General features: G+C 41.9%; 19 protein-coding genes and 1 other RNA gene. 16 read left to right on the top strand and 4 right to left on the bottom strand.

The features are described 5' to 3' along the window. The 5 genes from IGI88_RS16335 to IGI88_RS16315 all read left to right on the top strand — a co-directional run bounded on the left by IGI88_RS16335 (position 1) and on the right by IGI88_RS16315 (position 8,075). Entirely contained in the window at positions 1 to 3,054 is a 3,054-nt protein-coding gene (locus tag IGI88_RS16335; protein ID WP_429960804.1) for a pectate lyase-like adhesive domain-containing protein, read from the top strand. A 299-nt stretch (positions 3,055 to 3,353) separates the two neighbouring features. Further along, on the top strand, positions 3,354 to 5,405 hold the full coding sequence (locus IGI88_RS16330) for a glucosaminidase domain-containing protein (protein ID WP_429960803.1): 2,052 nt from the start codon (positions 3,354 to 3,356) through the stop codon (positions 5,403 to 5,405). Positions 5,406 to 5,423: 18 nt separating this feature from the next. Beyond that, positions 5,424 to 5,903: a signal peptidase I gene (gene lepB / locus IGI88_RS16325; protein WP_008379825.1), complete on the top strand. Its 480-nt coding sequence runs from the start codon at positions 5,424 to 5,426 to the stop codon at positions 5,901 to 5,903. Between the two features lie 121 nt (positions 5,904 to 6,024). Then, positions 6,025 to 6,876, top strand: coding sequence for a hypothetical protein (locus tag IGI88_RS16320; RefSeq protein ID WP_254910584.1), 852 nt, complete (start codon positions 6,025 to 6,027; stop codon positions 6,874 to 6,876). Next, complete coding sequence (locus tag IGI88_RS16315; protein ID WP_429960802.1) at positions 6,876 to 8,075, top strand: hypothetical protein; 1,200 nt, start codon at positions 6,876 to 6,878, stop codon at positions 8,073 to 8,075. Before IGI88_RS16320 ends, IGI88_RS16315 begins: the two co-directional genes overlap by 1 nt. A gap of 76 nt (positions 8,076 to 8,151) precedes the next feature. Here IGI88_RS16315 and IGI88_RS16310 read toward each other — a convergent pair whose 3' ends face one another. Beyond that, a complete protein-coding gene (locus tag IGI88_RS16310) occupies positions 8,152 to 10,473 on the bottom strand; it encodes a PBP1A family penicillin-binding protein (protein WP_034872636.1) in 2,322 nt (773 codons plus the stop codon). Beyond that, a complete protein-coding gene (gene recU / locus IGI88_RS16305) occupies positions 10,463 to 11,101 on the bottom strand; it encodes a Holliday junction resolvase RecU (RefSeq protein WP_005236038.1) in 639 nt (212 codons plus the stop codon). Before recU ends, IGI88_RS16310 begins: the two co-directional genes overlap by 11 nt. A 70-nt stretch (positions 11,102 to 11,171) precedes the next feature. On the opposite strand from recU, the gene IGI88_RS16300 reads away from it, so the two are divergent. The 8 genes from IGI88_RS16300 to IGI88_RS16265 all read left to right on the top strand — a co-directional run bounded on the left by IGI88_RS16300 (position 11,172) and on the right by IGI88_RS16265 (position 16,826). Then, entirely contained in the window at positions 11,172 to 11,717 is a 546-nt protein-coding gene (locus IGI88_RS16300; RefSeq protein ID WP_042890769.1) for a DUF1273 domain-containing protein, read from the top strand. 71 nt (positions 11,718 to 11,788) lie between these two features. Then, on the top strand, positions 11,789 to 12,199 hold the full coding sequence (gene gpsB / locus IGI88_RS16295; protein ID WP_005226142.1) for a cell division regulator GpsB: 411 nt from the start codon (positions 11,789 to 11,791) through the stop codon (positions 12,197 to 12,199). A gap of 19 nt (positions 12,200 to 12,218) precedes the next feature. Further along, an RNA gene (gene rnpB, locus IGI88_RS16290) (RNase P RNA component class B) lies at positions 12,219 to 12,584 on the top strand. A 66-nt stretch (positions 12,585 to 12,650) separates the two neighbouring features. Next, positions 12,651 to 13,814: a THUMP domain-containing class I SAM-dependent RNA methyltransferase gene (locus IGI88_RS16285; protein WP_005236030.1), complete on the top strand. Its 1,164-nt coding sequence runs from the start codon at positions 12,651 to 12,653 to the stop codon at positions 13,812 to 13,814. After that, entirely contained in the window at positions 13,811 to 15,325 is a 1,515-nt protein-coding gene (locus IGI88_RS16280; RefSeq protein ID WP_005236028.1) for a carboxypeptidase M32, read from the top strand. The genes IGI88_RS16285 and IGI88_RS16280 overlap by 4 nt, the downstream gene beginning before the upstream one ends. 147 nt (positions 15,326 to 15,472) lie before the next feature. Continuing rightward, positions 15,473 to 16,132 carry an HD domain-containing protein gene (locus IGI88_RS16275; RefSeq protein WP_016620164.1) on the top strand — a complete coding sequence of 220 codons (660 nt, stop codon included), beginning with the start codon at positions 15,473 to 15,475 and terminating at the stop codon, positions 16,130 to 16,132. An 83-nt stretch (positions 16,133 to 16,215) separates the two neighbouring features. Beyond that, positions 16,216 to 16,596: a hypothetical protein gene (locus tag IGI88_RS16270; RefSeq protein WP_005236023.1), complete on the top strand. Its 381-nt coding sequence runs from the start codon at positions 16,216 to 16,218 to the stop codon at positions 16,594 to 16,596. After that, positions 16,593 to 16,826 carry a hypothetical protein gene (locus tag IGI88_RS16265; RefSeq protein ID WP_005236021.1) on the top strand — a complete coding sequence of 78 codons (234 nt, stop codon included), beginning with the start codon at positions 16,593 to 16,595 and terminating at the stop codon, positions 16,824 to 16,826. Before IGI88_RS16270 ends, IGI88_RS16265 begins: the two co-directional genes overlap by 4 nt. Before the next feature lie 158 nt (positions 16,827 to 16,984). Here the strand turns inward: IGI88_RS16265 and IGI88_RS16260 are convergent, their stop codons facing one another. Beyond that, entirely contained in the window at positions 16,985 to 17,311 is a 327-nt protein-coding gene (locus tag IGI88_RS16260; RefSeq protein WP_005236019.1) for a hypothetical protein, read from the bottom strand. Between the two features lie 93 nt (positions 17,312 to 17,404). Between IGI88_RS16260 and IGI88_RS16255 the strand changes: the two genes are divergently transcribed. Next, positions 17,405 to 18,568, top strand: coding sequence for a VanZ family protein (locus IGI88_RS16255; protein WP_429960801.1), 1,164 nt, complete (start codon positions 17,405 to 17,407; stop codon positions 18,566 to 18,568). 58 nt (positions 18,569 to 18,626) lie between these two features. Next, the gene (locus IGI88_RS16250) at positions 18,627 to 19,973 is read left to right on the top strand and encodes a DEAD/DEAH box helicase (RefSeq protein WP_005236016.1); all 1,347 of its coding nucleotides are present in this window, start codon (positions 18,627 to 18,629) and stop codon (positions 19,971 to 19,973) included. A 31-nt stretch (positions 19,974 to 20,004) separates the two neighbouring features. Here the strand turns inward: IGI88_RS16250 and IGI88_RS16245 are convergent, their stop codons facing one another. Next, on the bottom strand, positions 20,005 to 20,448 hold the full coding sequence (locus IGI88_RS16245; protein WP_087664150.1) for a GNAT family N-acetyltransferase: 444 nt from the start codon (positions 20,446 to 20,448) through the stop codon (positions 20,005 to 20,007). A gap of 70 nt (positions 20,449 to 20,518) precedes the next feature. Here IGI88_RS16245 and IGI88_RS16240 point away from each other — a divergent pair, with 70 nt between their 5' ends. Continuing rightward, positions 20,519 to 21,571 (top strand): DUF7278 family profilin-like fold-containing protein, encoded by a 1,053-nt coding sequence (locus IGI88_RS16240; protein WP_005236012.1) that lies wholly within the window; start codon positions 20,519 to 20,521, stop codon positions 21,569 to 21,571. Positions 21,572 to 21,624 lie beyond the last annotated feature (53 nt).

The following is a 21,624-nucleotide window of genomic DNA, read 5'->3' as shown; positions in this document are numbered from 1 at the left end:
ATGAAGAATACCCCGCACAAGGTAATAATTGCGATCATTATTGGATTACTAAGTGTGCAAACTTTTTTTCCAAGTCTGAGCAGTATCCTATTGCCGGAAATCCACGCCATCGATCACACGATTGAACCGTTGGACGAAACGCAGAATATGTCCTTGCTTGATAAAGCAACACAACCGATCCAAACAAAAGAATTTGACATCCATCAACCTTTTTTTCAGTTTCCAGTTAGTGTGATTGAAGGTGTCGTGGATCAACCGATCGACGTTTTCGTCGTATCAAGCCAACCTTTAAATGAGATTACGCTAGTTGTAGCGAAAGAAGCAGCGATCGTGGAAGAAGAATTTGCTGCAGAAGTGAAGAATAAGAAGCTGTCTGAAGAAGAACAGGAATGGACGCTCACCTTTGATGAAGAGCTAATGGAGTTCGAGATTCCTATCGTCTTTAATAAAATAGGCGATTATCGACTTTTTATAGGTGAAGCGGAACTAACGATCGAAGTACAGGCAGAAGATGACGGGGAAGAGGACTTGGATGATGATGCAGATAATGAAACGATCGAGACAGAGGTCTCACCATCAGACACGCCGCAGGAAGGGAAACGAACCACGCAACCTTCTAATGACGCGAAACTAAATGAGAATCAGCAAGACACAGAAGCTGACCAAGCAGAAGCAATTGCCCAATTGACAGAACCGGTCACACCGTTAGACGAAATCAGTCATCGGGATGTTTCCAACTGGCAAGAGTTTATGGCGGCAATCGTGAATAGAGAAGTAAATTATATCAATATCGTAAATGACTTTGAATCATCAAACAATCCTACTCAAGGAGTTTCCGGAGTGGCTGCGGGAAGTGCAACTTCCAACCCGTCGAATGGGGTAGCCTATATTTGGACCAATGCTTCTGGAATTTCGAGAACGCTTGTGATCGAAGGCAATGGGTATCAAATCGACTTTAGAGCTGTTGCTGTCGGATTTTATGATAGTACCGTCAATAGTGCATCGCCGTGGGATATCACGTACCAAAATATCGATATCGTTCATGGCAACTATTATGGCTTCATGAATTTTACAAATATGAGTATTCCGCAACAAAATCTATCCAGAATGCGTTACCACAATTTAACCAACGCGGGCAATCAGTTGATCCACTCGTTAGCGACACCTGTTATTATGTCTGGCGAAGTAATATCGCATCAAACTCCGACATATACTTCCAGATCTGGACGTGTGCAAACGATCAATGCAACCAACCAAGCAAATATGGAAGTAACACAATTGGAAATTCTTGATAACGCAACAGTTGACATGTCGACAATAAATTCCGGCAATATCTATTTATATTATGCAACGGGGCGTATGACTATTGGCAATGATGCAAAGATGTCTCTGCGTGCAGCTGGAACAGCCGGTGAGGCTTTTGGAGCAAATATTTATATTGTGAATGGACGGATCAATATCGGTAATCGATCAGAGCTTCATTTGACTGCCCGAGCCAACTCCCCCGCAATCAGTATGTATGCTAGCGGCGCCCACTTTGAAATGTCTGAGGATAGCAAAGTGGTAATCAAAGCTGACGGACGTACCACAAGCCTCAATGGATGGGGCTATAACATTATCTACATGGGTGCTGGAAGCACGATGCTTATTGGAAATAAAAGCAGTGTCGAAATTGATGCAGTGAATCAAGGGACCACCACCTCCGGAGTGATCCATGTAGCCGGTGCCGCCACATTTATTGTTGCTAAAGAAGGAGTCTTGGATATTAAGTCGGACGGAACCAATCCCTCTCATTCCTTGATGACATTTTTGAGCTCGGCCTCAACCTTCACTTTTGCGGATGCACAACGCATCAATTTAGAGAAAACAAGGGCGGTTACCGGAAATGCAGCAAATAGTAGCCTTATTTCGATTTCCGGCAGCGGCGGGCTATTAGATGTGGATATTCAAGCTGCGAAGCAATGGCGGCATGGAAACTTGACGGAGGAACCAGACTTCAGTTGGAGTCCAATCTTCAATTTAAAAGTGAATTTTGCCTCTACCTTGTCATCGATTTCGAATGTTTCTTCCATCTCACAAGAGATCGTTGATCATTTTCGCGCGAATTTTACCACAAGAGCACAACGTATTCTATTTGAATATATTCCAGATGTCGAGGTTCATTTAGAACCATTAACGGAAGATCCGGCACTGGAAGGCTCAAGAATCATTAGGGGAAAAGCCACACCATATAGTGTGATTCGTTTTGACGGAGATCCAGCGATTCCCGCACCGCAACTGCAATCACCCTCTTTTGATGATAACAGCTTGTTTCATCTTCAAGCAGATGCCAATGGTGATTTCAGCTTGACCTTAGCCGAGGGGGAGCGGTTTACAAAACATAATACGGTGACGGCTTACGCTTTCTTAAATGGAAAATTTGATACAGCTGAAACAGTTGTTCAAGAGATTGCCACAATGAATCCACGAGATCCGATCGCGCCAGATATTGAAGTGAATCCAGAAAATAAACCGGATATACCAGAACATTTAGGGTTTATCAGTATCGATTTCATCTCCCAGTATAGCTTTGGAGATGTATCAATAAGTGCAGATACCAAACAGTACAAGGCATTGCCACAACGTCTTAGCAGTGCTGATGGCTCAGTAACTGAGGAACGGCCAAATTACGTGCAGATTTCTGACCGGCGCGCTCAATTTACCGGCTGGGAATTAAACGCGACATTATCCGCTGCAGGATTTCGTAATGATCGAGGAGAAGAACTTCGGGGTGCACGAATTATTTTAGAAAATGCAGTTATGCTGACGAATGCCGCCAATTCAGCAATTCCTCCCACTTATAGTGAATCAATGATCCTTGATCCTGGGGTACCCGCTTTGATCGCTGAAGCGGATGCAAATGAAGGAAGCGGTACCTGGATTCAGCGCTACGGGGATATGGGGACGATGGGGGATAGTGTCAAACTTGAAGTACCCATTGGATCAAATCCGCGTAACATGACCTATCAAGCAACGATTGAATGGGAGTTAAGTTTTGTCCCATCTACCGAATGATCGATGCTCAATCTTATCAAATGGAAGCTGTTGACGCCTATGACAGCTTCCATTCTTGATAGGAAGACAGTGAATAAATCGGTTGAAAAGCAGTGGATTTTAACGCTTTTTTATGGTAGATCACGCTGCTGAGCAAAATCTGCTTAAGCTGGCTAAATCAATCGTTTGCTTCAAAAATAATCGCGAAGATACAGAGTTCACCTAAACTCGTGCAAAAACTATTCAAGCAACTTTGAATCAGTTCGTCAGGTTTTGATCAAAACCAATGATGCCGGCTGAAACAAGAGAAAGGAAACTGTATGAAGAGTAGAAAAAAGAAGTCATATTTAACATTATTCAGTGCTGGGATTTTAGCAAGCCAACTTTTTGTTTCTCCCGTATTACTGGCGAAAGAAAGCCCTCAGCCTGATAACTATTCAGAAAATACAAATGTCGAACAGCAACTTGATGACCAAGATTCATCGGCAGCAGAAGCCCAAGAGAGTCAAGAAGACGTCAGCAAAGAGCAAACGGAGGGCTCGACCGAGTTATCCTCCGAATCAAATGAGCCGCTTATGGATTCAGAAACAGCAGATACCGTTGTAGAATCTCTTGATTCGTCTGAAGAAGCAGACTCAACGCAAACGACCGAGTCATCGGAAACGACCGAACTAGAGGAATCAGAGTCCGCGGAACCTTCCGAGGAAGAGGAAAAAATAGATGCTGAAACGGACGATCTAGAAGTAGAAACAGAGAACAAGCCAAAAGAGACCGACTTGATTGATGAGTCATTGGCACCAAAAGAAAATGAAATTTCAACTGAGAGCAACGAAAATACTGAAAATGCAAAAAAAGAGGAGCCGAAAACACCTCCGATTATTGCACCTGAGCAAGTAATAAACCCTGTCGTTCAATCACCAGATGCTACTTCTCACTTGAAAAATTCTTTTTATGATGGACGTACCATTGATTTACCAGAGAGTTTTCGGGCAGCAAAGATCGCAGATTCGAATCTGTTAGATTTCACCTTGCCGATATTAGCTGATTATGATGCGCAATGGCAAGCGGCATTCGTCTACGAGATCATCGGGCAAATTGGTGAACTAGAAGAACCATTGACGATGGACGAATGGATCAATGAACGGATCAAAGCGGTTATAAAAGGAGAAGCTAGCTGGATAGAAAAAGAACAGCAGGTTGAACAATTACAACCGGGGGATCTTTTATATGACGCAAATAAGTTAATCGGTATCTACCTCGCAGATGGTTACCAAGCAAGTTTAGTGACAAATCAAGAAGAGCCAACGAAAACTGCCATCGAAGTTCAGCGGGTTTCTATCGAAGAGCTGCTATCGATCAGACGGCTATCAAATCCTGAATTGGCTACATATGGCGAAAAGCTAGTTACTGAATATCCAGCCCCTTACGAATTTACAGTGAATCAAAAGACCCAGACGTTTATTGAAAAATTGGCACAAGAAGCCCAAAGCTTAGGGCAAGAATACGATGTCTTTGCTTCTGTATTGATCGCGCAAGCGATCCTTGAAAGCGGCAGTGGAGACAGCGGGCTTTCCAGCAGTCCCCATTATAACCTTTTTGGGATCAAAGGCAGTTATCAAGGAAACAGCGTGACTTTACCAACAATGGAAGATAAAGGCAACGGAGAACTATTCCAAATTCAAGCCGCCTTTCGTTCCTATTCAAGTTATCGAGATTCCATGGCTGATTATGTCAAATTGATTCGCGGAGGAATCACTGGAAATCCAACCTTTTATCAAGACGTGTGGCGCTCTGAATCAAAAAACTATCTTCGGGCAGCAGATGCTTTGACGGGCACTTATGCGACCGATGTTAATTATAGTAAAAAAATCAATTCGCTGATTGCGGTCTATGGATTGACGCAATATGACCAAGTGATCGCAACAGAAACAGGCTTGTTTATCCAAGGAAAAGAACAAATTCCAGAAGAGTATCGCTCCCTCATGACATTTCGAGAATACAACGGTCGTGACTACAATCTTTCTGGTTCGTATCCTGTTGGACAATGTACTTGGTATGTGTTCAATCGCGTGAGTCAATTAGGCGGTCAAGTAGATGACTACATGGGAAATGGTGGTCAATGGGGCAATACCGGACGACGTTTAGGTTACAACGTCAGTCAAACACCTAAAGCAGGCAGTATGATCTCTTTTGCACCTGGAACAGCTGGATCTGATTCTCGTTATGGTCATGTCGCTTTTGTTGAAGCCGTTGGTCCAAATGGTATTTTGGTTTCAGAAGGAAATGTCTATGGTGGAACCACAATCTCTTATCGCGTGATCAGCAATGAATTGGCGCACTCATCAAGTGTTTCATATATTATGCCAAAATAAGGATGGAGGGCTGGCAATATGAGTAAAAGGCATAGACAAATAGGTCTTCCTATCAGCGGTATCTTTTTGATGGTCCTTTTGCTTATTGCGTTTCTTCAGCCGTATCGACTGGCGTTAGTCAGAGGAGCGTCCATGCTGCCGACGATCGAGGATCGACAAGTTGTGCTGATCCATAAAAAGCGCCAGCCAAATCGCTATCAGCTGATCGCTTTCGAACAGGAAGGGAAATTTTTGATCAAGAGAGTGATTGGTGTGCCGGGAGATTCCTTCGTTCGTACACAGGAGCGTTTATTGATTGGGGCGGAGGATACTGACTTTGATTTTTCATTTATGATCACTGTGAAGGATGAAGCCTTTGAGGCGTTGCCGATTCGGGGGTACCTCAAAGAAGATGAGTACTTTGTCGTTGGCGATGCACTGCTCACTTCAAGTGATAGTAGAGAATTTGGAATCATTTCAAGTAAAACCTTTTATGGTGTGGTAATCACGTTCTTCTGACACATCAGCTTCTTGAAAGGAAGCTTGCGATGATTCATTTCTTGCAACATATCAACGAGACTAAGTTTGTATCAAAAGGGATGAATAAAACGAATTTTAGTTTTGATGGAAGGAAGAGACTGTGATTTTTATTTATATTGGGATGATACTGCTTGCCATTGGAGCAGGTAGTATCATCGGTTGGCGATTGTATCGAGAATATTTATTAAGAAAAGTTGAAAAGCAGCTGTCGTCAGATGCTTTAGCCAAAAGGAAACTTCGTTTATTTAAGCACAACCTGCGTAGTGGGCACTTGCTAATTGTATTGGGCTGCAGTAGTGCCATAATCGTAAGTGTCTTACTATTAACAGTTTTTCAACTGACAGGCGGCATTCATTTGCAAAGGCTGCAAGAAGAAACTAGTCAATTGAAAGAGGAAGTCTTCGCGCTAAGAACTGAGCAAACGGAATGGATGCGTATGCCGATTTTTGCTTATCCTGAGAACGGCTTTGCTTTTGAAGCGATTGATTGGGAGCATTTACTCGTATCCAATGATCGTGAAGCACAGTTTGCAGCTGAATATGAGTTGGCCTATCAGTTATCACCATATCTAGGTCGCACCGTAGCGATGATTTTTGTTGATCAGCCCTTGCAAGAAATCTCGATTGTTCTATCTAGCAAATTACCATCAATTGATGACTTAAACGGATGGGAAGAAAATTTTTCTCGTCTACTACATGATATGCAGAACGTTCCTTTGATCACCCAAGGAACCTTCTCTGTTCAATTTTCCAAGGATTCTGATCAGTCCTTTGAGCAGACGATCATTCGTGATGAGAATGGAGTTTGGACCCTTTTAGAACGCAGCTTTCCAAACACTGACGCTCAAGAAGTAGCTAATAACGAGGGGAGCGAAAGCATATCCTCTACTCCTCAAACGGATCAAAGTGAAACGATCAATACAAATGAACAAAAAGGCAGTGTGAAAAATTAATGATGAAAAAGAAAAACAAAGGTTTGTTTTCTGTCCAAAAGCTAATGGATGAAGTAAATCAATTATCCATAGGAGAGCTGAATGAATTTGAGGAGACAAATCAAGAAGAGGGAATCATTGAGGATCAAGGGTCCGCAAAGGCTAAGCCTGAAAAAAAAGAGAAAGGAACCAATCGACAAGCGGACAATGAACCCCCTAAAACCCAGAAAGAAACAGCGAAACCTGTCGCACAGACTTTAGCAAAACCGATTTCTCACCAAAGAGTGTCTGTTGATCAACAGACAGATCAAAGTGTCAAAAAGATAGCAGTGCAGCAAAAATCCTCTGGGAACCGTGATAACCACGCCAAAGATAGTCAACTCGTTGAAGACAAAGGAGAACGTATGGAGAAAGAATTGAGTATAAACCAGACACATAAGCAAGAGTCAGAAGAACAAGAAAAGGATCATATGATTGAAAATTTATCTTTTGAAATTAAAGAATTGATTTTAGAAAATGAGCAACTACAGGAAGAAAAAAAACAGTTAAAAAAACAGCAGAAGGTAGTGGCTCAACAAGAAGCAGAGGCAAAAGAATTAAAAGCTTCGCTAGTAGAAGCGAATAAGAAAGTCAAAGACCTAGAAGAACAGCTTACAAAAGTAGATACAGAAAAACTTGAAGCAAAGATCCAGCAATTAGAAGCTAAGTTAGCTGTTCAGCAAGAAAAAGAGCAAAAAGAGAAACAAAATTACGAAAAGGAACGCGCTGAATGGACGTTGAAGCGGCAAGAAATCCAGCAGTTGCAAGAAGTAATTGCTGATTTGAAACAGCAATTGGCAGAAAAAGAAGAGCTTGCAGCAAAAGTTTCAGCTAGCGAATCAAATGAAGAAGTCGCAGAGCTTCAGGCGAAGATCGAAGCACTAAGGGAAGAAAATGCAACCCTACAAATCGAAAACGAGCAGTTCCAAACAGAAATCAGTGAGGTTTTAGTCTTTGCTAGAAGAAAAGCAAATCGCACGATTCAAGAAGCGAAGATCGAATCTGAACGAATGATCCGTACGACAGAAATGCGAATCGATGGCATTCATGATCGTGCCAAGGAGATTCTTTTTGAAGTGAACGAGACAAAAGAAAATGTGATTCATTTGTTTGACGATCTGCATAATCAAGTTTATCAGCTTTCAGATAAAAAATTGCTTTTTGAAGAGCTTGAAAAGTAAGCTTCTACATTTATATGGTCGTTAGTAAAAAAAACAGTAGATCAAAATCTGATCTACTGTTTTTCACTATTCTCAGTTATTCGGAGTTACCATCATTTGGTTCTGGTGGATCCGGCGGTGAGGAAGGATTTTCTTCACTGCTGGAAGGCGTTGTTGAGCCAGGATCCTGACTAGAAGCAGGAGGTGTAACGACCGAAGATGAATCATCCTCATCAGGTGTTGTCACTGGGGGTGTCACTTCGCTTGATGATTCTGTTGTACTTGATGGTGTTGCTTCACTACTTTCTGTAGAAGGTGTCGTCGGTTCAACGTACGAACTACTGCTGGACGAACTTGGTGCTGAATAGCTTGGCTGCGTGTATGTCCCTTCAAGATAAAGCTCTCTTCCGATCCGTGTCAGTCCATCTGGCATTGTCCAGTCCGTGTTTTCTACAGAAGCAGAAACATAGCGCATCAATTCACGATAGACATCTGAAGCCACATGGGTACTGCTATCAGTGATCGGTGTCATTTTGTCGTTGTATCCGGTCCATACCGCCAATGAATAGGAGGGAGTATAGCCGGCAAAAGTAATATCCGGATAAGCACCGTTTGATGTATCCAGTTGTGCTAGCTGGTCATCGGTGTAATTGGAAGTTCCCGTTTTCCCTGCTTGGTATAACCCATCGATTTGCGCATTGGTTCCAGTACCGACAGAAATAACATCTTTCAAAATATCGGTCACCATATAAGCCGTCGTATCATCCATTGCTTCTTGACCATCAACTTTAAAGGATTCTTCATCTTCGGTCCCATCTTGCATGACGATTTTGTTGACGTACTGAGGTTCATAATAGGTTCCACCGTTTGAAAACGCAGCATAAGCAGCGGCCATTTTCAGGCTGGAGATCCCATATTTTGTGCCATCTAATTTATCCGTATTGCTAGAAATCGCATTAGATTGAGTAATCGTGTGGTATTCGATACCCAACCCGCTAAGAAAGTCGGCGATATTATCCGCTCCAACTTCATCAAACAATTTCACTGCTGGTACATTTCTGGATTCTGCTAAAGCAGTTCGAAGCGTGATATTGCCCATATATTGGCGATCCCAGTTGTACACAGGAATATCGGTTCCTTTATAAGTATAAGGTTCATCTAAAATCATTCTACCGGTAGAGTCTTGTAGAAATTGGAAGGCAGGGCCGTAGTCTGTGATCGGTTTAACGGTCGATCCAAAGTCCCGAGCGACGTTGACAGCCAGGTTGTTTGCTAGAACGTCATCAACGTTGCGGGCACCAATTTGAGCCGTGACTTTGCCCGTATTGACATCAACTAAAGTAGCGGCAACCTGCATCTTATCGTCTGGATAATTAACATAATCATCGCTGTTGACGATGTCATATAACCGTTTTTGCGCATCGATATCGACATTGGTGTAAATATCTAAGCCATCGGTATAAACATCTTTGCCGGTTTTTTCTTTAACTTCTGCGATCACTTCGTTGAAGTAATTATCAAAGTATTTCCACTCTTGGTTTTCTCGCGGGTTTTCTTGCAATCCTTCTTGAATATCTTCGGCAACGGCCGCATCATATTCCGCTTGCGTGATTTTCTCGTTTTCAAGCATTGCGCCTAAAACCACATCTCGACGACTTTTCGCATTATCAGGATGAGCGAAAGGATCAAACGCAGAAGGGGCATTTGGTAAACCAGCAATCAAAGCGGTTTGCGCTAGGTCTAGTTCAGCCAAAGGTTTGCCGTAAAACTTCATAGCAGCTGTTTGCATTCCATAAACCCCGTTGGACATATATACCTTATTAATATAGTAAGTCAAAATTTCCTGCTTTGATTTGGTTTGTTCAAGCCGAACCGCCATCCAAGCTTCTTGTGCTTTTCTTCGTAACGTTTGATCTTCGGCGCTGGTAGAAAAGAAGGACAGCTTGATCAATTGCTGAGTCAACGTACTTCCGCCTTGCATACCGCCGGTTGTGGCATTGGATAATGCAGAACCAACGATTCGGATCGGATCGACCCCGATATGCTGATAGAACCGACGATCTTCGACAGAGACGATCGCATCTTCCAGCAGTTGGGGAATCTCACTTGCGGTGATTTTTTCTCTCGTTTCACTTCCGAATTCAGTGATCAATTCACCGTTGGAGGCATAAAAGCGCGAAGAAACAGTCGAATCCAAACGTGTTTCATCAAGTGCTGGTGCATCTTTGGCGTACCACCAAAACAGCCCCATTCCTGATAAAATCCCGATACAGCCTAAGAAAAATAGGCCCATAAACACTTTTAAAATAATACTCCCAATACTTCGTTTGCCTTTGGCTTTAGGGGGCTTTGGTGCTTTTTTAGCAGTGCCTTTCTTAGAATCATGCCGAGAGGTCCTCGATTGTGATTCATTTGCCATACTCATCATTCTCCTTCATCGTTAAAAATTGATCAACTGCTTTTAAATAGGGAATACGCGGCGCAATTGAAGGGATAATTTCAATCCCATTCGTTTCAATATAGGCCAGTGTCATTGATTTTTTTCCCGTTTCCTTTTGCAGGTGCCACTGAGAAACTAAGCACTTGCTATCTAGAAAAAAGCAGCGTTGTAGACTAGAAAACCATAAAAGAACAAAACATAATCCCGCTTGTTCCAAACAGTCTTCCATATGCTTGATTTGGTGTGGATGAAAATTTTTAAAGGGAAATGACGTTTTGTTTTGAGTCTCTTTCGCTTCAAAGTCGATATATTGCCCTTGATAAACCCCATTGTAATCGGTGGTAGAGGCCTCTCGAAAGTAGGCTTCTTTAATTACTGCGGCGCTTCTTCTCGGATAATCTACCTTGACGATTTGAACTGGTGTCGGTTTCTTATGAATGACCGCAAGTTTGCGATTTAAATAATAAAGGTTGCTTTCATTGATCGCTTCTTCAAAACGCATCCCACGATTGGCATACGTTTTTGGCTTTATTAGTTTTTCTTGCATTTTTTGTTTTTTGCCGTCATCATAGGTAGTAGATTGTCCATTCGGGTAACGAATAACCATGTTGTTCACACTCCTAGGCAACATTATACCAAAAAGTCGTTTGGAAAGAAAAGAGATGACCAGAGAAACAATGAAAACCTTATACTTTACTGGCTATCGTAATTATGAATTAGGTGTCTTTCAAGCAAAAGATCCCAAGATTGCAGTTATTAAGAAAGTAATAATGTCGGCATTGACCAATTATGTCGAAGAAGGGCTAGAATGGCTCTTGATCAGCGGGAATCTTGGAGCAGAGCTGTGGTGTGCCGAAGTCATTGAACAATTAAAACAAACATACCCGGAACTGAAACTAGGAATTATTTTTCCTTTTGAAGGGTTTGGTGAAAATTGGAACGAAACAAATCAGCAGGCACTGCAAACAGCGAAGTCATTTGCCGATTATGTCAATGCCACCAGCCATAAGCCTTACCAAGACCCCAGTCAATTAAGAAATCATACAGCGTTTTTACTGGAGCATACTGAAGGCGCACTTGTGTTATATGATGACGAATTTCCAGGAAAACCTAATTATTTCTTAAGAGATGCGAAAGCCTATAGTGAGCAAAATCCCTACTTTATTCATCAAATAACAATGGATGATTTACAAAACGCAACATTTGATAGTAATTTACTTTGATTTTCGTATATTTTTTGATAGAATGGTCTAGAAAGTGAAAACCATTTGGAATAAACAATGAGGTGTAAATAATGGCAAATTTAATTTATAGTCCAAAAGATATTCTGCAACAAGAATTCAAAACAAAAATGCGTGGATATGATCCAGTGGAAGTGGACGAGTTTTTAGATAATATCATTAAAGACTACGAAAGCTACAATAAAGAGATCTTAGCCCTGCAAGAAGAAAACGATCGTCTGACAGCGAAAATCGATCAATTGTCGAAAAACCAAGCAATCGCTTCTCGTGTTCAACAAGAAGCACCGAAAAGCCAAACAGTCACAAATTTTGATATTTTAAAACGTTTGTCTAATCTTGAAAAAGAAGTTTTTGGCAAAAAGCTTGATCGTGAATCAGAACCTGTCACTCGTTCTTCTTCATACAACAGCAACTATACAAATGCTGATTTTGAAGATGACAATGAAAAAACCCGTCAATTCTAATGTAGAAAAGATAGTTGTGGTTTTCGGGTAATTGCGGCATAACTCGATTATGCTGAGGAAAGTCCATGCTCGCACAAGCTGAGACGCTTGTAGTGTTCGTGCCTAGCGAAACCATAAGCTAGGGTACTTGAGAAAGTAACGGCAGGAAAAATGGCTAAGGTGCAAGCTATGCTAAAGTATCCTTGAAAGTGCCACAGTGACGAAGCAAGCCGGGAAACCGTCTTGGTGGAACGCGGTAAACCCCTCGAGCGAGCAACCCAAACAATGGTAGGGGCACTTTTTGCACGGAAATGAACGGAGCAAGAAGGCAAGTAATTGCAGATAGATAATTACCCAGTGTTTTCTTCTCCCTGAGGAAAATACGGACAAAACATGGCTTATAGAAAATCACAACCTATCAGGGAATCCTTCCAGCAACGGAAGGTTTTTTTATACCAAGAAGGAGAGCGTTATGACTGAAAAAACATTTAATTGTATTGCCACCGCTGCGAGCGGTTTAGAAGCACTAGTGGGCAAAGAATTACGGGATTTAGGGATCGAGTGTGAGGTTGAAAACGGCCGAGCGCGCTTTAAAGGGACAATGGAGACCATTGCTACCGCGAACTTGTGGCTCCGTACAGCCGACCGTATCAAAATCGTCGTTGGGGAATTTGACGTATTGACTTTCGATCAGCTGTTTGAAGAAGTTAAAGCGTTACCGTGGGAAGACTTTTTACCGTTAGACGCTGAATTTCCAGTAGCCGGAAAATCAATCAAATCAAAATTGTATAGTGTACCTGACTGCCAAGCGATTACCAAAAAAGCAATCGTCAATCGCTTAAGAGAAGTATATCATCGTCCGGCAAGTGTGCCGCTGACTGAAACTGGCGCTTTTTTCCAATTAGAAGTCGCTTTATTGAAAGACCATGCGATGATCACATTGGATACGACTGGCCCTAGTTTGTTTAAACGCGGCTATCGTTTAGAAAAAGGGGGCGCACCTCTGAAAGAAAACATGGCTGCGGCTTTAGTGATGCTGACAAATTGGTACAAAGACAAGCCTTTTGTCGATCCCGTTTGTGGATCAGGCACATTGTGTATTGAAGCAGCTTTGATCGGCCATAATATCGCCCCTGGATTTAATCGGGAATTTGTTTGCGAAACGTGGGATTGGTTCCCAGCAGAAGTATTTGAAAAAGTACGGAAAGAAGCAGATGAAGCAGCAGATTATGATGTCGAATTAGATATTACCGGTTCGGATATCAATGGTCGAATGATTGAGATCGCCCGCCGGAATGCGGAAGAAATAGGTCTTGGAGACTCGATCACCTTCAAACAACAAGCTGTTAAAGACTTTAAAACAGAAAAAGAGTATGGTGTCGTTGTGGCTAACCCTCCTTATGGCGAACGCTTAGGAGAAGAAGAGTCTGTTCAGCGACTGTATCAAGAAATGGGCCAAGTGTTTCGACCGCTTAAAACCTGGAGTAAATACTTTTTGACCAGTGACTTGACTTTTGAGACCCATTACGGCGAAAAAGCGACAAAAAAACGCAAATTATACAACGGTGCGATTCGTACCGATCTCTTCCAATACTGGGGACAACGTCCGCCACGCAAAAAGGAGTTTGCTGAATGAAAGAACAAGAATTTCTGAAAGAATTAAAAGAAATCGATCTATTACAACAAGCAATGGGGATCTTAGGCTGGGACAATCAAACGGGGATGCCAGAAAAAGCCAGTGATTACCGGGCGGAAGTTGACAGCTATTTATATGGCCTCTATTTTGACAAAAAGATTGGAGAGCCGATCCAAGAAGCAATCAGCTATTTTGGGAAACACCCAGAAGAATTATCAGAGGTTGGGAAAGCGGCTTATCAGCTAGTCAAAGAAGAGTATGAATTGCAAAAAGATGTACCAAATGAGTTGGCGATGGCGGCTTCCGCAGCAACGTCAAAAGCACATACTGCTTGGCTCAAAGCCCGTAAAGAAAAAGATTTTTCTTTATTTAAAGACGCACTTTCTGAAAATATTCGCTTGACGAAAGAATTGATTCCTTATTGGAAGAAGAATGAGCTGACAAACTATGATGTGTTGTTAAACCAATACGAACCAAATATGACGGTTGAGATCTTGGATAATGTTTTCTCACAAGTGAGAGATGGTATCATGGATATTCGTCGTCAATTGGCTGAAAAAGGAACAGCACCAGATACTTCGATCCTGTCACGTAAGATGACCGAAGCGCAGCAACGTAAATTTATCTCAAAAGTGATTGCCGACTTAGGCTATGACTTTTCTCGCGGCCGCTTGGATAATACGGTCCACCCATTTGCTACGGGGATCAATCACAACGATGTGCGTTTGACTACTCGTTGGAGCGAAAACGATTTTTCAATGGGACTATTCGGTGTAATTCATGAAGCCGGACATGGAATGTACGAGCAAAATATTGACGAAAAATACGAAGGAACACCGGTTCATGAAGGAGCGTCTATGGGGATCCACGAATCTCAATCGCTGTTTAATGAGATCATTATCGGCAGTAATCGCAATTTCTGGGCCAAGCAATACCCATTTTTCCAAGAATGTGCGGAAGGCTCATTTGATGATGTGTCTTTTGACACCTTCTATGATTCTTTGAAGCATTCTAAAGCCAGCTTGATCCGTATTGAAGCTGACAGTTTGACTTACGTAATCCATATCATTATTCGTTACGAGATCGAAAAAATGATCTTTAACGAAACCGTATCGATCGATGAACTGCCGAAAATCTGGAATGACAAATACGAGGAATATTTAGGGATCCGTCCAGAGAATGACCTTGAAGGAATCTTACAAGATGTTCATTGGTCAGGTTCCAGCTTTGGTTACTTCCCATCCTATGCGTTAGGGTATATGTATGCCGCGCAATTACTGCATGCGATGGAAAAAGAAATCAATGTCGATGAAGTGTTGGCTTCAGATGATTATTCACCGATTCGTAAATGGCTGACTGAAAATATCCATCAATATGGCGCATCAAAGAAACCAAATGAATTGATTTTAGATGCAACGGATGAATTATTGAATCCTCAATATCTATTAGACTATTTACGCAAGATCTATTTTAGTGTCTATAAAATCAGCGAGACGCAAGATTTCGCTTAAAAATAACGAGTGGAAAGAAGCTTCGCAAGACGTTGCCGCCCTAACTGTTTCGTGGGATGCTCGTTTTGTTGAACTTCTTTTCCTTTTGTATCGATAACCACTGAAAAAAGGAAGGCTTGCTACTTTCGTATCGAAAGAAGGAAAAAAATGAAGGAAGAAAACAATGTTACCGATCTTAGCAAAGTAATTGCCTATGCCGAAAGTATTTTGGGGAATGATTACACAGGACATGGGTTTGATCATGTCAAACGGGTGGCGGGCTTAAGTCAAGCTATCATCGATGCCGACGAATTGGCGGTTGATCGTTTTGTCGTACAGGCGGCAGCTTACTTGCATGATACGGTGGATGACAAAGTTGTGGCGGATGTCACAGCGGCTTATGCCGAAGTGCGAGTTTGTTTGACCGCAGCAGGGGCAAGTGAAGCACAAACGAAAGAAATTTTTTCTATTATCGAAAATCTGTCTTTTTCAAAAGAACTTTTGCAAGGCGCACAAGTTGTCTCAGTAGAAGGCCGCGTCGTTCGTGATGCAGATCGTCTCGATGCTTTAGGTGCGATCGGTATTTTACGGACGAGCTATTTTGGTGGCAGTCATCAACACCCGATCCATGTCAGTGACTTAGCCCCAAAGACGTTTCAAAATCATGAGGATTACCGAAAAGGGACGACGGTGATCAATCATTTTTATGAAAAACTATTTTTGCTTCCTGAAAAGATGACCACGGATTATGGCAAAAAAGAAGCTCAGCGACGTGTGGTTTTCATGAAGGATTTTTTAGAAGAATTCTATGCAGAATGGGATGTCTAACTTTGTTTAGAGTTTTTTAAACTGAAATTCGATTATTTCCTTTTTCCTTTATTGTTCTTTATAATAGTAAGTACAAAGGAGGGATGGAAATGTACTACCAACAGGCATTACAACCGAGTGAACTATTGCCAGCGATTTCCAATTCAGGGGAATGCTTTTTTGTCATTCGGGCTGAGCTACCCATCCGGCAATATCAAATCGCAGTCTATCTTTACGACGATCAATTCTTTTTGTTGCAAGATGATCGCTTGTTTGATCAAATCGAACAAATCTCTAGTGAGACATTAGGGGACGAGGAAGAGATTTTACCATTTATCGAAGAAGCGTTGGAAGAAAACCATTATTTATTAGTGGAAAAAGCGTTTATTCGTTTAGATCTATCTACTTTACAAAAGATGACCGATCTTACTAGTTTCGATATCTTGTTTTATGAATTTTTTGATTCATGGGGGGAAGAAGAATGAAACGGACTGAATACGTAACACTCCAAGACAAAACATTGATTGACCTTTTCCAGCAGTTAGGAGAGGATGTTTCGAATCTCGAGCTGATCGATGAAGAAAAGAATATCGATGTGGTGGTTGTGTCGAATAGTGACTGGCAATATTTATTGGAACAAGTCAATGATGATGTAAAAGAATCTTTTGCTGATACGTCAGAGACAGACCTGGATGAAGAACTAGCCGACGAATAAACGCTTTTTGTGGTTGATAAACTGTTTTACTACGGGAGTGGTGGTTGGATCTTTTGAAGGGGTTTAGCAATCTAGGCAGCTTACCAAAAAAAATACGAAGCGATCTCATTTCCCATTAAGAGGAACAGGATCATTTCGTATTTCTAGGTAGGTTGCTTTTATTTTGTCCGCAGACGAACGTTTTTGACTTTTAGATAGCCGCGAATCAAGTTGAGAATAAGTAAAAGAATGCCCACAATCAATGGAATCGCTAATAAGTAGGGCGAGTAAAGGTGTGTTTCTTGCACGTGTTCAAGAGAAGTTTTCTCCACTTCATTGATGGCTTGTTGAATGACTTGTAAACTAAATCCAGTCAGAAAACCAGCAATGATGAATAGGGCAAATCCTAAGTAGGGTATATCGGAAGACCGACGAAAAAGAGCAAAAGCTACATATAAAACCAAAAGGAATGCCGGTACGCCAAAGGCAAAATAGGGATTTAACATGGTTTTTTAACCTCCTTTTCTTTTATGATACTCCAAAATTTACGTTTTGGGAAATAGCGTGTAAGATAAAAAGAAAACGTGAAGGAGTTCTTTATGTCCGCTTATATTACCCCAATAAAGGTTGCTCTGCTAGTTTTTCCATTTCTAGCATTGGCGATATCAATGATTTTTTTTGTTATCCAATATCGAAAATACGGTCGTTTTATCTTTTCTCGTGCACTGGTTCTTTATTCGTTTGTCTTCTATTTATTATGCGCCTATTTTTTAGTTATTTTGCCATTGCCCTCGATTGAAGAGGTAGCTCATATGACTGGTCCTAAGATGGAATTGCAGCTAGGAGCATCCTGGCACCATTTTGTCCAACAGACGGTCTTAAATATCCACGACCCGCAAACCTATCTTCCTGCCATGAAGCAGGGGGTCTTTCTCGAACCACTCTTTAATTTATTGTTGCCCTTGCCTTTCGGCGTTTACTTACGTTATTACTTCAAATGTTCTTTTCTGAAAACGCTGGCGATTACGTTTTGTCTGACATTGTTTTTTGAATTGACTCAGCTGACAGGACTTTATTTTATTTATCCCCGTCCTTATCGCTTATTTGATGTTAATGATCTCTTTGTCAATACACTAGGAGGATTGTTGGGGTGGAGCATTGCCCCGCTATTTACGTTCTTATTGCCATCAAGAGAAGAGATGGATGCCGATTCATACGCCAAAGGTACTCGGGTAACCGTAACACGAAGGATATTTGCTTGGTTGATCGATTGGGGAATACTGAATGTGGTCAGTTTCATTGTGGTGATCGCTGTTCGTTTGCTTACTCAACAGACGGTAAGGGACTTTAGTGGGGACTATTGGTACTTTGCTCTTGAAGTATTACTGTACTTTGTGTTGTTTGCTTATCTTGCCAAAGGACAAACGATTGGAAAAAAACTCGTACGAATCAAAATCATGCAAGAAGCCCGTCAGAGGGTCAGCTTGGCTGCGTTATTGAAACGTTATGGTTTGTTTTATCTGATTTATGCCAGCATCAGTCGGGTCAACATCTTTTTTGCACCGTTTCTTGATTCGGATAATACGCTGCTTCTGGTCGTCAGTTTATTGATGGTGGTCATTTTTGGCTTGATCCAGTTTGGCTTTTACATGAATCTCTTTTGGGCTGCAATAAAAAAAGAAAGCCGCTTTTTCTATGAACGCCGCAGTGCAACGTATACAATTAGCACGATTGATCCAAAACCCGTGACAAAAGAAAGTTAGGAAATCAAGGCAACATATGCTATAATCCAAAGGATGCTAAAAGAAAGAAGGTGTTTGAATGTCTTTTGAGTCATTTAAATTTCAACCATTTATTTATGAAGCACTTGCTGATAAAAAGTTCTCTAATCCAACAGAAGTGCAAGAAAAATTGATACCTGTTATCCAAAAAGGCCGTAGTGTTGTTGGACAATCTCAGACTGGGAGTGGTAAGACCCATACATTTTTACTGCCATTGATGGATAAAATTGATGCCGAAAAAGATGAAGTGCAAGTCGTGATTACTGCACCGAGTCGTGAATTAGCCACACAAATTTATCAAGCCGCAAAACAGATCGGCGGGTTTCATGATCCGGAGATTCGTGTGTCAAATTTTGTTGGAGGAACGGATAAACAGCGCCAATTGAGCCGTCTGCAAAATCAACAGCCCCATGTCGTGATTGGGACACCTGGTCGTATCTTGGATATGATCAACGAACAAGCCTTAGGGGTTCACACTGCCAATGTATTTGTCGTGGATGAAGCAGACATGACCTTGGATATGGGCTTTTTGGAAGAAGTCGATCAAATTGCGGGGCGTTTGCCTGAGAAACTACAAATGCTGGTTTTCTCCGCAACGATTCCAGAGAAATTGCGCCCATTCTTGAAAAAATACATGGCCAATCCATTGATCGAAGAAATCAAATCGAAAGCAGTCATCTCTGATACGATCGAGAATTGGTTGATTTCTACCAAAGGGAAAAATACCAATAAATTGATCTATCAATTATTGACTACAGGCCATCCCTATCTTGCCATCGTTTTTGCCAACACGAAGAGCCGTGTGGATGAAATTACGGATTACTTAAAGGAACAAGGCTTAAAAGTAGCGAAGATCCACGGCGACATCAGTCCTCGTGAAAGAAAACGGATCATGCGCCAAGTGCAAAATTTGGACTACCAATATGTTGTCGCAACAGATTTAGCTGCGCGAGGAATTGATATTGAAGGGGTTTCTCATGTCATCAATGCCGAGATTCCAGCTGATTTGGATTTCTTTATCCACCGTGTTGGTCGGACCGGTCGAAATCAAATGGATGGGACCGCGATCACTTTATATGATCCAAGCGATGAAGGGGCAATCCAAGCCATCGAAGATCTAGGGGTTGTTTTCCAACCGAAGGAAATCAAAAATGGCGAGATCGTTGCGACTTACGATCGGAATCGTCGGCAAAAGCGGGAAAAATCTCGTGACGAATTAGACCCAACCTTGATTGGCTTAGTCAAGAAAAAGAAGAAAAAAATCAAGCCTGGCTACAAGAAAAAAATTCAATGGGCCGTTGATAAGAAGAACAAAGAAAAACGGAAGATCGAACGTCGTCAAACGACTCGAACCGCCCGCAAAAACAAGAAAAATTCGAATAGCTAATGCTTACCAAAACAGCAGTCAAGGAAGAGAACTACTCTTCCTTGACTGCTGTTTTTAATTGTTTGGTCATTTCTACACACAATACGCCATCTTCAGCATAGGGTTCAGATGTTTTTTGATACCCACAGGATTCATAAAACGCACAAGCGTCGATCTCTGCGGATAACACTGATTGGAGGGCACCCTCTTGGACACCACGCATTTCGAGATAATGCAATAATTTGGTGCCGTATTCTTGGTGCCGAAAGGCCTTAGCTACGCAAAAGCGATCAGGTTGCAGAGTGTTCGGTGTAGAGAATTGATAGCGAATGGTAGCGATCGGTGTGTTTCCATCAAGCCAAAGAAAGTATGGACAGGTTTGGTCTTTTTCATCAAATTCCCATTCTGCCGGAATGTGCTGTTCTTCTACAAAAACGGCTTGCCGCAAGGCGAAAACCGCTTGTAGCATCCACGGACTGCGTCCAAAATAAAGCATCAGTCGTTTTCCTCCTTTTTCGTGGTATACTCGTTATATAGTAATTGTAGCAGATGAGAGGAGAAATGACGTGGATTTTTTTGAGGCGTTACAATGGTCAAATTGGAAGACACTGTCCTTTGAAATCAAAGAACAGCTGATCCAGCAAATTTTAATGTATTTTGTCAGTCCTTTAAAGGAGATCACCGATGTCCATTTTAGTCAGTTGACGTATGCAGGATTGAAATGTGCTACCTTTGAATTAACGATCGATGGCGAAGACTTTGTCTTTATACCAGGGAATTCTGAGGCGATCTTAGGTTGGGATCTCGGTGTGCAAGGATTACCGGCTACTTGCTGGAGTAAAAATTGGCAGTCACCACCCAATGAGATCATTCGCCAACTGGAAACAATCTATGAGTTAGAAACCAGCCAGGATTGGGGGATTTTTGTCAATGAGTCGACGAGCCCTTTGCGTAAAGCTGTGATTGATCCCATGCTAGTCCAAAAAAGTTCTCTGCCTGCTGGCGCAAGGTATATCGGGCAGTTAAATACGATCACTGGGGAGTTTCACGGGTTAGTCGATCAATTCAGTGTTTTCGAAAAAGAGCTAAAGGCACAATTCACAGCACCAGCGTCCTTTGAGGAAAGCTTGCGTTGGGAATTACCCGCTTTTTATCACGAAGAGAATCGCTATTTTGCTGCACTAGAGCCGTTATCGGAAACCTATCAGTTATTTACCCACGAATCCGTCAGTCAAACAGAATTGAAACAGCAGTTAGATAAACAAGGCTTTCAGCTGCTTTCAGAGGATCAATGGGAATATGTCTGCGGTGCTGCTACTCGGCGACTTTTTCGCTGGGGCAATGAAAAGTCTTGCGACGATGGTGTCTCTTTGCCAACCGCTGAATTGCTTGAACCGAATTTATTTGGCTGCACCTATGGGCTTGCGGATGCGTGGGAGCTGACAGATGGCTTGTCTTTAAAAATGGAGAACTGGCAAATTTGTGGGCATCCCTTATTCGATGCATTGCCTTATGCCAGTTATTACCGTTCACGGAAAATGCTACAGCCAGATCAAAAGCTTTCTCCGCAGAGCTATCGTTACCGCAAAGCGATTCTGATCAATAAAGACCGGATTTGAGGATTGACTTTTTCGACACATTTCCTTATACTTTGAATGACGAAGGATATGGT

The sequence above is a fragment of the Enterococcus sp. AZ179 genome, from assembly GCF_050498885.1.
Lineage (GTDB): Bacteria > Bacillota > Bacilli > Lactobacillales > Enterococcaceae > Enterococcus_D > Enterococcus_D entomosocium.
This window is presented reverse-complemented; position numbering and strand designations above follow the sequence as displayed.

Coding starts and splice junctions, on each gene's coding strand:
- IGI88_RS16260 (WP_005236019.1), bottom strand. CDS start 17,311: ATGTTAAATCCCTATTTTGCCTTTGGCGTACCGGCATTCCTTTTGGTT.
- IGI88_RS16275 (WP_016620164.1), top strand. CDS start 15,473: ATGAAGGAAGAAAACAATGTTACCGATCTTAGCAAAGTAATTGCCTAT.
- IGI88_RS16300 (WP_042890769.1), top strand. CDS start 11,172: ATGAAAACCTTATACTTTACTGGCTATCGTAATTATGAATTAGGTGTC.
- IGI88_RS16330 (WP_429960803.1), top strand. CDS start 3,354: ATGAAGAGTAGAAAAAAGAAGTCATATTTAACATTATTCAGTGCTGGG.
- IGI88_RS16270 (WP_005236023.1), top strand. CDS start 16,216: ATGGAAATGTACTACCAACAGGCATTACAACCGAGTGAACTATTGCCA.
- IGI88_RS16245 (WP_087664150.1), bottom strand. CDS start 20,448: ATGCTTTATTTTGGACGCAGTCCGTGGATGCTACAAGCGGTTTTCGCC.
- recU (WP_005236038.1), bottom strand. CDS start 11,101: ATGGTTATTCGTTACCCGAATGGACAATCTACTACCTATGATGACGGC.
- IGI88_RS16250 (WP_005236016.1), top strand. CDS start 18,627: ATGTCTTTTGAGTCATTTAAATTTCAACCATTTATTTATGAAGCACTT.
- IGI88_RS16310 (WP_034872636.1), bottom strand. CDS start 10,473: ATGGCAAATGAATCACAATCGAGGACCTCTCGGCATGATTCTAAGAAA.
- IGI88_RS16285 (WP_005236030.1), top strand. CDS start 12,651: ATGACTGAAAAAACATTTAATTGTATTGCCACCGCTGCGAGCGGTTTA.
- IGI88_RS16335 (WP_429960804.1), top strand. CDS start 1: ATGAAGAATACCCCGCACAAGGTAATAATTGCGATCATTATTGGATTA.
- IGI88_RS16255 (WP_429960801.1), top strand. CDS start 17,405: ATGTCCGCTTATATTACCCCAATAAAGGTTGCTCTGCTAGTTTTTCCA.
- IGI88_RS16265 (WP_005236021.1), top strand. CDS start 16,593: ATGAAACGGACTGAATACGTAACACTCCAAGACAAAACATTGATTGAC.
- IGI88_RS16280 (WP_005236028.1), top strand. CDS start 13,811: ATGAAAGAACAAGAATTTCTGAAAGAATTAAAAGAAATCGATCTATTA.
- lepB (WP_008379825.1), top strand. CDS start 5,424: ATGAGTAAAAGGCATAGACAAATAGGTCTTCCTATCAGCGGTATCTTT.
- IGI88_RS16315 (WP_429960802.1), top strand. CDS start 6,876: ATGATGAAAAAGAAAAACAAAGGTTTGTTTTCTGTCCAAAAGCTAATG.
- gpsB (WP_005226142.1), top strand. CDS start 11,789: ATGGCAAATTTAATTTATAGTCCAAAAGATATTCTGCAACAAGAATTC.